Annotated in this window: 11 protein-coding genes and 1 tRNA gene; 11 read left to right on the forward strand and 1 reads right to left on the reverse strand. The window is 35.8% G+C overall.

The features are described 5' to 3' along the window. The first annotated feature begins 1 nt into the window (after position 1). The 11 genes from ACKX2A_RS01235 to ACKX2A_RS01285 all read left to right on the forward strand — a co-directional run bounded on the left by ACKX2A_RS01235 (position 2) and on the right by ACKX2A_RS01285 (position 12,272). Positions 2 to 1,189 carry an efflux RND transporter periplasmic adaptor subunit gene (locus ACKX2A_RS01235; protein WP_415327206.1) on the forward strand — a complete coding sequence of 396 codons (1,188 nt, stop codon included), beginning with the start codon at positions 2 to 4 and terminating at the stop codon, positions 1,187 to 1,189. Position 1,190: 1 nt separating this feature from the next. Then, positions 1,191 to 4,337, forward strand: coding sequence for an efflux RND transporter permease subunit (locus ACKX2A_RS01240; RefSeq protein WP_415327207.1), 3,147 nt, complete (start codon positions 1,191 to 1,193; stop codon positions 4,335 to 4,337). Between the two features lie 89 nt (positions 4,338 to 4,426). Continuing rightward, on the forward strand, positions 4,427 to 5,842 hold the full coding sequence (locus tag ACKX2A_RS01245) for an efflux transporter outer membrane subunit (RefSeq protein WP_415327208.1): 1,416 nt from the start codon (positions 4,427 to 4,429) through the stop codon (positions 5,840 to 5,842). A gap of 311 nt (positions 5,843 to 6,153) precedes the next feature. Further along, positions 6,154 to 6,227: transfer RNA gene (locus ACKX2A_RS01250), tRNA-Ala, on the forward strand. A 37-nt stretch (positions 6,228 to 6,264) separates the two neighbouring features. Then, entirely contained in the window at positions 6,265 to 6,639 is a 375-nt protein-coding gene (locus ACKX2A_RS01255; RefSeq protein ID WP_415327209.1) for a hypothetical protein, read from the forward strand. A gap of 121 nt (positions 6,640 to 6,760) precedes the next feature. Next, complete coding sequence (locus tag ACKX2A_RS01260) at positions 6,761 to 7,333, forward strand: C40 family peptidase (protein ID WP_415327210.1); 573 nt, start codon at positions 6,761 to 6,763, stop codon at positions 7,331 to 7,333. A 111-nt stretch (positions 7,334 to 7,444) separates the two neighbouring features. Continuing rightward, a complete protein-coding gene (locus ACKX2A_RS01265) occupies positions 7,445 to 8,257 on the forward strand; it encodes a 2,3,4,5-tetrahydropyridine-2,6-dicarboxylate N-succinyltransferase (protein ID WP_326983414.1) in 813 nt (270 codons plus the stop codon). 31 nt (positions 8,258 to 8,288) lie between these two features. Next, positions 8,289 to 9,458 (forward strand): glycosyltransferase family 87 protein, encoded by a 1,170-nt coding sequence (locus tag ACKX2A_RS01270; RefSeq protein WP_415327211.1) that lies wholly within the window; start codon positions 8,289 to 8,291, stop codon positions 9,456 to 9,458. Between the two features lie 4 nt (positions 9,459 to 9,462). Then, positions 9,463 to 10,392, forward strand: coding sequence for a glycosyltransferase family 2 protein (locus ACKX2A_RS01275; RefSeq protein ID WP_415327212.1), 930 nt, complete (start codon positions 9,463 to 9,465; stop codon positions 10,390 to 10,392). Next, on the forward strand, positions 10,393 to 11,169 hold the full coding sequence (locus ACKX2A_RS01280) for a polysaccharide deacetylase family protein (protein ID WP_415327213.1): 777 nt from the start codon (positions 10,393 to 10,395) through the stop codon (positions 11,167 to 11,169). It abuts the gene before it with no gap. Next, the gene (locus ACKX2A_RS01285; RefSeq protein WP_415327214.1) at positions 11,166 to 12,272 is read left to right on the forward strand and encodes a glycosyltransferase family 4 protein; all 1,107 of its coding nucleotides are present in this window, start codon (positions 11,166 to 11,168) and stop codon (positions 12,270 to 12,272) included. Before ACKX2A_RS01280 ends, ACKX2A_RS01285 begins: the two co-directional genes overlap by 4 nt. 45 nt (positions 12,273 to 12,317) lie before the next feature. Here the strand turns inward: ACKX2A_RS01285 and ACKX2A_RS01290 are convergent, their stop codons facing one another. Further along, a complete protein-coding gene (locus ACKX2A_RS01290) occupies positions 12,318 to 13,148 on the reverse strand; it encodes a hypothetical protein (protein ID WP_415327215.1) in 831 nt (276 codons plus the stop codon). Positions 13,149 to 13,213: the final 65 nt, after the last annotated feature.

Raw genomic sequence — 13,213 nt, forward strand, 5'->3', positions numbered from 1 at the left:
AATGAATAATAAGCTAGTTATACTTTCTGTTGCAGCGCTTTCTTTAGTAGCCTGCAAAAAAGAAGCTCCAAAGCAGGACGGCGCAAAGCCTTATCCTGTTGTAAAGGTGGAGGAAAAGAATATAGTAGGTTATCAGACATTTCCGGCAACCATTCAGGGTAGGGTAAATAATGATGTACGTGCTAAAATTCAGGGATATATCACACAGGTTTTGGTGGATGAAGGGCAATATGTTACAAAAGGACAGCCTTTGTTCCGTTTGGAAACCAATATTTTAAATGAAAATGCTGCGGCTTCTAAAGCAGGAATCGGTGCTGCTGAATCCAACATTGCGGCGGCTCAGGCTGCGGTAAGCGCTGCGAATGTAGAAGTGAACAAATTAAAACCACTTGTTCAGAAAAACATTATCAGTAATGTTCAGTTGCAGACGGCTCAGGCAAATTTAGCTCAGGCTCAGGCTCAGTTAAAACAGGCTCAGGCTGCTAAAAGTCAGGCAGTTGCTAATTATAAAGGAGTAGAAGCAAACATTGAATATTCCATTATTCGTGCGCCAATTTCCGGAGTTATCGGAAAACTTCCTTTAAAAGTAGGAAGTTTGGTTGGTCCGACGGATCAAACGGCTTTAACAACAATTTCGGATACTTCTCAGTTATACGCTTACTTTTCAATGAATGAAAAAGAATATTTTGATTTCCTTGAAAAATCTCCGGGCGCTTCTTTACCTGAAAAAATTAAAAATCTTCCAATGGTAGAATTGCAGTTGGCAAATGGAAGTATTTACGGTGAAAAAGGTAGAATTGAAGCTATTACAGGACAGATTGATGCTACTACAGGTACAATTCAGTTCAGAGTAGGTTTCTCAAATCCTCAAAAATTATTGAGCAACGGAAATAGTGGAACGATCAGACTTCCAAAAACTTACGATAATGTATTGGTTGTTCCTGAAAGTGCTACTTACGAACAACAGGGGATTGTTTACGTTTATAAAGTTGATAAAGGAGATACGGCAAGAAACGTTGTTATTAATGTGATCGACAGAATCGACAATTTAGCTTTAGTTAAATCAGGAATCAATAAAGACGAAACAATTATCGCAGCAGGAATCGGAGGTTTAAAACCTGGAACTGCCGTGAAGCCGAAACCTATCAAAATGGATAGTCTAGTTCAATCTATAAAACCGAAATTCTAAAATGATTAAAAATTTTATAAACAGACCGGTTTTATCCACGGTAATCTCAATCTTGATTGTGATTCTCGGGGTATTGGGATTGATCTCGCTGCCGGTTACACAGTATCCTGACATTGCGCCTCCTACAGTAAGTGTTTCCACAAACTACGCCGGAGCCAACGCGGAAACTGTGATGAAGAGTGTTGTTGTGCCATTGGAAGAACAGATCAACGGGGTAGAAGGTATGGATTACATCACTTCTACAGCAGGAAACGATGGTTCTGCACAGATTCAGGTGTTCTTTAAGCAAGGTATCGATCCGGATATCGCTGCGGTAAACGTACAAAACCGTGTTGCCAGAGCAACGCCTTTGTTGCCAAGTGAAGTTACACGTTCCGGGGTGGTTACGCAGAAACAGCAGACAAGTGCCTTGATGTATATGTCTTTCTATTCTGAAAATAAAGATCTGGATGATGTATATCTTCAAAACTTTTTGAATATCAACATTATTCCAAACTTAAAAAGAATTAATGGTGTAGGTGATGCCAACGTTTTCGGAGGTAAAAACTACTCAATGAGAATCTGGCTGGATCCTGCAAAAATGGCTGCCTATAGTGTAACTCCGACGGATGTTACCAACGCAATCAATGAGCAGAGTAGAGAGGCTGCGGCTGGTTCTATCGGACAAAACAGTGGTAGCTCTTTTGAATATATTATTAAATATGTCGGAAAATTCAACGATAAAGAACAGTACGACAATATCATCATTAAAGCTCTTCCTGACGGACAAAATCTGATGCTGAAAGACGTTGCTAAAGTAGAATTGGCAGGTCAGTCTTATACAGGAATCGGGGAAAACGGGAACAATCCATCAATTTCTATGGGTATTTTCCAGACACCGGGTTCAAACGCTCAGGAGATTATTAAAAATATTAAATCTTATCTAAAATCAGCAGAAGGAAGTTTCCCTCAGGGAATTAAATATACTTTCAACTTCGATACCAACGAGTTCTTGGATGCATCGATTGAAAAGGTGGTTCATACCTTGATTGAAGCATTTATCCTGGTATTCATTGTAGTATTTATTTTCTTACAGGATTTCAGATCTACTTTGATTCCGGCCATTGCGGTTCCGGTTTCTATTGTGGGTGCGTTCTTCTTCCTGAATTTATTTGGATATTCATTAAACCTATTAACGTTATTCGCCTTAGTACTTGCAATTGGTATCGTTGTGGATGACGCGATTGTAGTCGTCGAGGCGGTTCATGCTAAAATGGAAAATGGTATTTCTGATGCTAAAAAAGCGACGGTAGAAGCAATGGACGAAATTACAGGTGCTATTATTTCAATTACATTGGTAATGGCTGCGGTATTCGTTCCGGTAACGTTTATTACAGGTCCAACTGGGGTTTTCTATCAACAGTTTGGTATCACTTTGATTATTGCGATCATCATTTCTGCAATTAATGCCTTAACGCTGAGTCCGGTGTTATGTTCATTATTCTTAAAACCTCATGACGCTCATCATGCAGAATATAAAAATTTGAATTTCCTTCAAAAGTTCTTCTATAAATTTAATATTGCTTTTAAAACAGCAACAGAACGTTACGGAAGAGGATTTATATTCTTATTGAGACATAAATGGGTAACATTAATCATTTTCGCAATTACAGGAGGAATCTTGTATTGGGCGAGTACAACGATGAAAAAAGGTTTCGTACCAACGGAAGATAGAGGAATTATCTTTACCGACGTTCAGCTTCCTCCGGGTGCTTCAATGGAAAGAACGTACAACGCTTTAAAAACGCTTCAGGCAAAAGCTTTAAAAGTTCCAGGAGTACAAAACGTGACAATTTCTACAGGTAGAGGTTTCTTATCTGGAAACGGTAGTAACAATGGTTTGGCTTTCATTAAATTAGCTCCATTCGAAGACCGTAAAAAAGACGGACAGACTTCTGAAGACATCACGAAAAAACTATTCGGAATTTCGGGAGCAGTTCCTGACGCAAAAGTTGTATTCTTCCAGCCACCGAGTGTACCAGGTTTTGGTAACAGTGCCGGTTTTGAGATGGTATTGCTGGATAAGGCTGGTGGAGAATATGCAGATTTAGACAATAAAATGAATGAATTCATCGGGAAACTGATGGAAAGACCGGAAATAGAATTTGCCCAGTCTTCATTCAACACAAAATATCCTCAGTATGAAATGCAGGTAAATGTTCCATTAGCAAAACAAATGGGAGTTTCTGTAAGTGATATCTTAGCAACAATGCAGGGTTACATTGGAGGTATTTACACCGCTGACTTTACGAAATATGGAAAACAGTTTAGAGTAATGGTTCAGGCACTTCCTGAAAACAGACAAAACATTGAAAATTTAAATGAATTGTATGTGAAAACAGGTTCAGGTGCAATGTCACCAATTTCTCAGTTTGTGTCGATGAAAAAAGCATATGGACCTCAATCTGTAAGCCGTTACAACCTATTTACTTCAGTAAAAATCACGGGTGCAAACTCCGCAGGATACAGTTCTGGGGATGCGATTACGGCTGTTCAACAGGTTGCTCAGGAAACCTTAAACCAAAATTATGATGTTGAATTTACAGGATTAACGAGAGAGGAATTAAATTCTGGATCTCAGACGATTTTGATCTTCGCATTGAGTTTAATTTTCGTTTATTTCATCCTATCAGCACAATATGAAAGTTATATCCTTCCTTTAGTCGTAGTAATTTCTCTTCCTCTTGGGGTAATGGGAGCATATTTCGGACAAAAAGTAATGGGCTTGGAAAACAATATTTATTTCCAGATTGCCCTTATCATGTTGGTCGGATTATTGGCCAAAAATGCCATCTTGATTGTAGAGTTTGCCGTTCAGAGAAGACATCACGGTGAAACAATCGTTATGTCTGCAATCAATGCTGCAAAAGCGAGATTAAGACCAATTTTGATGACTTCATTTGCATTCATCTTCGGTTTATTACCATTGGTTTTAGCAAGCGGAATCGGTGCGGTTGGTAACAGATCTATCGCCACGGGTGCAGCAATCGGGTTATTAATAGGTACCATTTTAGGATTATTCGTGATTCCTGTTCTGTATGTAATTTTCGAATTCTTACAGGAAAAAGTAAAACCTCTTAAAAAAGAAGAAATCAATTTAGCAGAATAATTTAAAGTTAAAGAAATTAGAAGTTAGAATTTAGAGATTAGTCTAAAACTAGCTTCTAACTTCTAAACTCTAACTTCTAATAATAAAAAATGAAGAGTTTATTAAACATCATAAAAAGAATAACTTTTTCGGTCGCAATTCTTGGCGCTGTATCATCTTGTATGGCGAGAAAAGAATACCAAAGACCGAATAATGTTGTAGACGAAAAGCTGTTCCGTACAGATATGCTTCCTTCCGACAGTGTGAATGTGGCAAACATTTCCTGGAAAGAAATTTTCACAGATCCTATTCTTCAGGGGCATATCTCGAAGACTTTGGAAAACAATTTAGATATAAGAATTGCTTTGCAGAGCATTGTTTCGGCTGAAGCTTATTTAAAGCAAAGTAAAGCGGCTTACGAACCTACAGTTACTGTTGGTCCGGGTTATACTTTCCAAACTCAATCTTTAAATACACAGACCGGACGTTTATTTGGTGACAGAAGATACATCAATCAGCTTGATATTACAGCAAGTGTAGCTTTTGAAGCAGATATTTGGGGTAAATTAAAGGCTCAAGAAAAAGCGCAGTTGGCATCATATTTAGGAACTGTTGCTGCTCACAAAGCGGTAAAAAGTGACTTAGTTGCTTCTATTGCTTCTTCTTACTATCAATTGTTGACTTTCGATGAGCAGAAAAGAATTATTCAGGAAACAATTACGGTTCGTGAGAAAAATTTAGAAACAACGAAAGCTTTAAAAATTGCAGGAACAGTGACAGAAGTTGCCGTTCAGCAAAGTGAAGCGCTTGTTCTGAATGCAAAATCGATGTTGATTGATATCGATACTCAGATCCAGTTACTGGAAAATACGATGAGCCTGTTGATGGGAGAGCCGTCACACTCTATCGAAAGATCGACATTACAAAGTCAGAATGTTCCGATTGATTTAAAACTAGGATATCCGGCTCAATTACTGGCAAACAGACCAGATGTAATGAGAGCAGAATACAACCTAATGAATGCTTTTGAATTAACAAATTCGGCAAAAGCTCAGTTTTATCCTACCTTGAAAATTACAGGAAGTGGGGGAATTCAATCATTGGATATCGATCATTTATTCAGTGTAAATTCATTGTTTGCAAGTGTTGTTGGAGGATTGGCTCAACCGATTTTGAACAGAAGAACGATTAAAACAAACTATGAAGTGAGCTTGGCAAATCAGGAAACAGCGTATCTGAACTTTAGAAAAACAGTTCTTACGGCTGGAAAAGAAGTTTCGGATGCAATCAGGGTTTTTTCAGTTCAGGATCAATATATAGAATTGAAAGAGAAAGAGTTGCAAAACTATAAAAACTCAGTAGATTATTCTCAGGAGTTGGTAAATTATGGTATGGCCAATTATCTTGAAGTTTTGAATGCAAGTGTAAATTCATTAAATGCAGAGCTGAATATAGCTAATGCAGAATATAGCAAAATGAAGGCAGCAGTAGAGCTTTATCAGGCTCTTGGTGGCGGTTGGAAATAATTTCTAATAGTAAAAACAGTAAGAAGAAACGCGTGTTGATGGATTTCAACATGCGTTTTTTATTTTATTTAAATTATTCAAAATTTAAATTTAATGAATTTATTTATTAATCTTTTGCTACTTCAACAAATCATAGCACTGATAAATTGATAGTTAAATGATTTTCTTTTTGCTTTTTCATTTAAATAAGTTTTTAAAAAGTACTGATTATACAGCTAATGTAACAACTTATTAAAGAAAATTTAATAAAAAGTTTGCATATGTGGTTTAAATACTTACTTTTGTACGGCTTCGGAAAATTAAAAGAAGAGGGGGAATTAGCTCATCTGGCTAGAGCGTTAGACTGGCAGTCTAAAGGTGACGGGTTCGATCCCCGTATTCTCCACATTATTGGCTTAGCGATTTAAACTACTTTATAAAGCATGAAGAAAATATTTTTACTATTATTAGCTACTTTTTTATTCATCGGTTGTAGCAAAGACGAGGATACAATCTACGATTTTATTGGAACTTGGTCTGGAACTTACGAAGGAAGCGAAAAAGGAGAATGGAATTTTGTAGTCGCAACGGATGGTAAAGTTACAGGTACAATGCATTACGACCAAACCAATGTAAACTACTATATTTCCGGGCATTTAACGGAATCTGGAGACCTTACTGCAACATTGGGGACACCTGCAAACGGCGAATTCAAAGGGACACTTACAAGAGAAAAAACCGCGAGCGGAGGTTGGACAAACAATGCACCAACACCTTCAAAAGCAGGAACTTGGAAAGGTAATAAAGCTTCTAAATAATCAAGATTTTTACAAATAAATAAAAAGCTGTTCGGAATCGGACGGCTTTTTTTGTTTTTAAAACCTATGTTTCTTTCCCATAATTATTTATATTTGTAATAGTAGTAAAAATCAGAGAAATATGACAGACAGATTGTTTTGTAAGAATTCGTATGTAAAAAAAGGATTCGCTTTACTGGTTGTATCGACATTTATAATTTCCTGTGGAAGTTCGAAAAGTGTTGCTACAAAAAAGAATACAGGAACTAAAACTGTCGTAAAATCTGAAAATCTTAGAAAATTAGATTCAAAATTTGATGGAAAAGTTTCAAAATCAATCAATAGTATTTTGAAAGATGCCGAAAAATATATTGGAACTCCCTACAAATTCGGGGGAAACACTTCATCAGGTTTCGATTGCTCCGGATTTACTGTAAAAGTTTTTGAGGAAAATGATTTTAAACTTCCGAGAAGATCAGAAGATCAGGCAGGAACAGGAAATAAAATCGATATAAAGGATGTAAAACCGGGTGATCTCTTATTCTTTGCTACAGCTGGTGGAAGCAGAGTTTCTCATGTTGGAATTGTTCATGATATTGGAAGTGACGGAGAAGTGAAATTTATTCATGCCTCAACTTCAAAGGGAGTAATTATTTCTTCTTTAAACGAAAAATATTGGAATAAAGCCTATCTTCATGCTCAGAGAGTTTTGTAATTCAAATATTTATTATCCCGTTTAGGGAATTCACAATTAATTCTCGGTCTAAACCTTAGCCTTAATCTAAACTTTTGTATCTTTGGCGCGAATAATTTTAAACTAGGAAAAATGTCGTTACAACAAACTATTGAAAATATCTGGGACAACAGAGATCTATTGCAGAATGAGGACAGCCAAAAGGCTATCAGAGAGGTTATTTCTTTGGTGGACAAAGGAGAACTTCGTACAGCAGAGCCTACAGAAAACGGATGGCAGGTAAATGAATGGGTGAAAAAAGCTGTGGTAATGTATTTCCCGATCCAGAAAATGGAAACGATCGAGGTGGGTCCGTTTGAATTTCATGATAAAATGCCTTTGAAGAGAAATTATGCTGAAAAAGGTGTGAGAGTTGTACCGCATGCAGTGGCGAGAGAAGGAGCTTACATTGCTCCGGGAGTTATCATGATGCCTTCTTATGTAAACATTGGTGCTTACGTAGATTCAGGAACGATGGTTGATACTTGGGCAACAGTTGGTAGTTGCGCACAGATCGGTAAAAATGTTCACCTGAGTGGTGGTGTTGGAATCGGTGGTGTCTTGGAACCGCTTCAGGCTGCTCCGGTTATTATTGAAGACGATTGTTTCATCGGGTCAAGATGTATCGTTGTGGAAGGAGTTCACGTTGAAAAAGAGGCTGTTTTGGGAGCAAATGTTGTTCTTACGGCATCTACAAAAATTATAGATGTTACAGGTCCTGAACCAATCGAAATTAAAGGTAGAGTTCCTGCCCGTTCGGTTGTCATTCCTGGAAGCTATACAAAACAATATCCTGCGGGAGAATATCAGGTTCCATGCGCTTTGATTATCGGTCAGAGAAAAGAATCTACAGACAAGAAAACGTCTTTAAATGATGCGTTGAGAGATAATAATGTTGCTGTTTAAGATTAAAATTTTAAACTAAAACCCCACAATCTTGAAAGAAAAATTTCTTAAAATACTTTTAAACCCTAAATATATATTTGGGGTTTATCTTATTATATCTGTTGTTACTGCGATTTCCAAATATTTAAGAGGAGACTATGCGATCAATAATTATCTGATTTTCAAAAGTGTATTTTTTAATACAGTCAATCAGAAAAACTTATTTGTTCATTATCCTGATCTTTTTTTTGATTTGAATCATTACGGAGTTTTCTTCAGTGCATTGATCGCGCCGTTTGCTGTAATGCCCGACTGGCTGGGAATTTCCCTTTGGAATGTAGCCAATACTTTTATCTTCGTTTACGGAATTTATAAATTGCCGTTTTCCGATTCAAAAAAAGCAATTTTCGGGTTGCTTTGCTTGCAGGAATATATTACAGCGGCTTTAAGTTTGCAGTTTAATGTGGCTTTGACAGGGCTTTTGCTTTTGTCTGCAGTGTATATTTACGAAAGAAAAGAAGTAAAATCCGTAACGGCGATTTTGGTGGGGGTTTTTGTTAAAATCTATGGAATTGTAGGATTAACACAATTTTTCTTTATTAAAAATAAAACGAAATTTATTCTTTCAGGATTACTAATTGCTGTATTATTTTTCGTTCTGCCAATGGCATATTCAAGTCCGAAATTTGTCATTCAATGTTATTCGGATTGGTTTACATCGATTGTAGAAAAAAACAATGAAAATCAGGTTCTTGGAAATATGCAGGATATCTCATTAATGGGCTTTTTTAGAAGAATTTTAGGAGATGCTTCAATTTCAAATTTGGTGTTTTTAGCATTTGGTTTACCACTTTTTGCAGCGCCCTACATCAGAATTAAACAATATAAAAATTACGCTTTCCAATTAATGATTTTGGCTTCAACATTACTGTTTTTGGTATTGTTCAGTTCAAGCTCAGAATCTCCTACGTATATTATTGCTGTTGTGGGAGTTATGGTTTGGTTTTTCCTTCAAAAAGAAAGAACTCCATTCATTATTGGATTGTTGGTTTTCGTCATAATTTTCACATGTTTTTCAACTTCAGATTTATTTCCAAAGTTTGTAAAGGAAAACTATATCAAAAAATATTCTTTAAAAGCTGTACCTTGCATTGTCATTTGGTTGAGAGTAACGTATGAACTTTTAACTAAAGATTTTGAAAAAAATTACAGCCTGAATTAATAATATGAAGAAAATTTCAATTGTCATTCCTGCCCATAACGAAGAAGGAAACGTTGCTTTGGTTCATGAAAAAATTAAAGAAGTTTTTTCTGGATTAAGCAATTATGATTTTGAAATTATTTTTGTGAATGACGGCAGTCGCGACAATACACAACAAAAATTAGAAGAACTTTCTGCGGAATATGATGAAGTGAAATTTATCGAATTTTCTAGGAATTTTGGACATCAACCCGCTGTAAAAGCCGGAATGGACAATGCAGATGGAATTGCCGTAATTTCAATGGATGGCGATCTTCAGCATCCACCGGAGCTTATTCCTGAAATGATTAATAAATGGGAGGAAGGGTTTGATATTGTTTATACAATCCGGACTTATCCGAAACAAATTTCTTATTTCAAACGGAAAACCTCGGATTTTTTCTATAAAATCTTATCAAGCCTTTCAGATGTAAACTTAACAAAAGGAGGCGGCTCAGATTTTAGATTGATGGACGCAAATGCCGTTGAAGTCATGAGAAAATTCAATGAAGACGATCTTTTTTTGAGAGGTTTAACGAGTTGGATGGGCTTCAAACAAACAGGAATTGAATTCACAGCAAACGAAAGAATTGCCGGAGAAAGCAGTTACAATCTCAAAAAAATGATAACTTTTGCTTTTACGGGAATTACTGCTTTCAGTGTTAAACCACTTTATATTGCGGCTTATTTGGGCTTTTTATTCTCCGCACTTTCCGTTGTAGGATACGGTTTGTATGTCATTTATTCATTCATTGCAAAAACAGAAATCTCTGGTTGGGCGTCATTAATTATGACGATCGTTTTCTTCGGAGGATTGCAATTGATTATTTTAGGAATAATGGGAATTTATTTAGGTAAAATATTTAAACAGGTTAAAGAAAGACCTAATTACATCATAAAAAATAAAAATTTTTAAATGGTTTTATTAAGTTTTGACATCGAGGAATTTGATATGCCATTAGAATATAAAGGTGAAATTTCCTTTGAAAATCAGATCTCGATCTCACAAAACGGACTCGAAAGAATTTTAGATATTCTTAAAAAACATAAGGCAAAAGCAACTTTTTTTTCAACAGTAGTTTTTGCAGAAAACAGTAAGCATTTAATTGAAAGATTACTAAATGAAGGTCACGAATTGGCTTCTCACACGTGGTTTCATTCCGATTTTGAAGAAACTCATTTAAAAGAGTCTAAGGATAGGCTTGAAGAATTATTTTCTACAAAAGTAACAGGATTGAGAATGCCTAGAATGATGCCTGTAAGCAAAAATGCGGTAGAAGATGCAGGATATTCGTACAATTCCTCGATCAATCCAACGTTTCTTCCTGGAAGATATAATAATTTGAAAGTTTCCAGAACGTATTTTAAAGAAGGAAAAGTAACGCAGATTCCGGCTTCAGTTTCTCCTAATTTCAGAATTCCTTTGTTTTGGCTGAGCTTTCATAATTTTCCTTTGTCTTTCTATAAAAAATTAGCTTCAGATACTTTGAAAAAAGACAATTATCTGAATATTTACTTCCATCCGTGGGAGTTTGCAGAAATTAAAGATGATGCCTTTAAATTACCCGGATTTACAGTAAAAAATTCAGGAAAAGATATGGTTGAGCGTTTTGATGAATTTATTTCTTGGTTAAAAAGTAAAAATTATTCATTCGGAACATTTCAGGAATTTCAAAAACAATTTAAATCATGAAAATAGCTTTCGACGCCAAACGTTTTTTTCATAACGCATCGGGTTTAGGGAATTATTCTCGTGATCTTGTCCGAATTTTAACGAAATATTTTCCTGAAAATGAATATATTCTGTTAAATAAAAACAAATCAGAAAGAGGATCAGATATTTTGGAAAATCCTAATGTCCAGTTTGTTGAAACGTCCAAGGGGAAAATGTCCCGACAATTCAAAATGGGGAAGGATGCGCAAAAACTAAATGCAGATATTTTCCATGGATTGTCAGGTGAATTGCCTTTGAAATGGGATAAAAAGCAGATAAAAAAAATCGTTACAATTCACGATTTGATTTTCGTTCGTTATCCTCAATACTACTCATTTTTTGATCGAAAAATTCACTTTTGGAAGTTTAAAAAAGCTGCAAATTCTGCAGACAAAATTATTGCCATTTCAGAGCAGACTAAAAGAGATATTATTGAATTTTTAAAAGTTCCTGAAAGCAAGATTGAAGTGATTTACCAGGGTTGTCATAAGGCTTTTAAAGAAGAACAATCCGATGAGTTTGCTCAACAAACTAAAGAAAAATTCAATCTTCCTGAAAGATTTATTTTAAACGTTGGAACTATTGAAGACCGCAAAAATCTTTTTAATGTTGTCAAGGCAATACAAGACACTGAAATCCCATTAGTTGTAGTCGGAAAAAAAACAAAATATTTTCAAAAAATAGCGAATTTTATTCAGAAAAATAAAATGGCGAAACAGATCCATTTTTTAGAAGGAGTTTCAATGGATGAGTTGGCTGTTATTTATAAATTAGCAGATATTTTTATTTATCCTAGTTTCTTCGAAGGCTTTGGAATCCCCGTGATAGAAGCGCTTTTCTCAAAAACAGTAACGATTACAAGCAATACCAGCTGTCTTCCTGAAGCTGGAGGTCCTGATTCTGTTTATATTGATCCTGAAAATTATTTGGATATTCAAGCCAAAATTAAATTTTTATGGGATAACGAATCGGAAAGAAAACGCCGAGCTGAAAAAGGTTTGGAGTTTGTGCAAAAGTTTAATGATGAACCGATTGCTAATCAATTAATAAATCTTTATCAATCCGTTTTAAAAAATAATTAATTAAAAAAGTCTTCTGAATTGAAATGATCAGAAGACTTTTTTAATTTATTCGACCTCAAAAGGAACGGCATACATCTGAACGTACGGTCCATAGCTCCCCGCATCAAATCGGAATCTCATTGTTCGGGCTGCAGTATTTGTCCAGTTTCCGTTCGACATATAGACCCAAAGATATAACGTCGTATTTTCTGTTATGTTTACAGCGATATTCCCCGATCCGTAGTAATCCGGACTGGCAGCAGCACTGTTATATAAACGTGGAATGATGATTGATTTTATAGGAGAAAGATAATTTGGAGAAACATTCGCTGTTGATGAAGTCGAGAGAAAAACAGATGCAAAACCATCGTTTGAGCTTGTAACAGAGGCATTGGTTCCTGATGGAGTACACCACATGGTAAAGTTGACCTGATATTTGCCGGGAGTCAGGGTTATGTAAGCACCTGAATACCCAATTCTTTGATCTCCTGATATTTGTGGGTCATCAATCGTCGTGAAAGTTTGTTCCGTTGTTGGTATTACTGCCAGTTTTGCAAAGCTTGTTCCCGGAGCCGACCATCTTGCATTTCCGTTGGAATCTGAAGTTAAAACTTTTCCTAATCCTTGCGTATTATCGGAAATTTTTAAAGCATTACCACTGGTGGAATTAATTTCAAGTTTTGCAGTGGGAGCAATAGTTCCGATTCCTATATTACCGTTGGCGTTTATAGAAACGTCATTTAGCTGTTGAGCTGTTGTAGGTATTCCTGTAGCCGAATTATCCTTTGCTCCGTCCACATGAAAAACGGCTTGTGGATTGGAAGTATTCACGCCGATTTGTCCAAATAGTAAAGATGCAGAAACCAGACATCCTAACGTGATTAAATGTTTTTTCATTGATATTATTTTAAAATTTTCAGGCAAAAATTTTCCTGTCAAAAACCAAAAGATTATTGACTAGT

This window comes from Chryseobacterium sp. MMS23-Vi53 (assembly GCF_047651245.1).
In the GTDB taxonomy this organism is placed as follows: Bacteria; Bacteroidota; Bacteroidia; order Flavobacteriales; family Weeksellaceae; genus Chryseobacterium.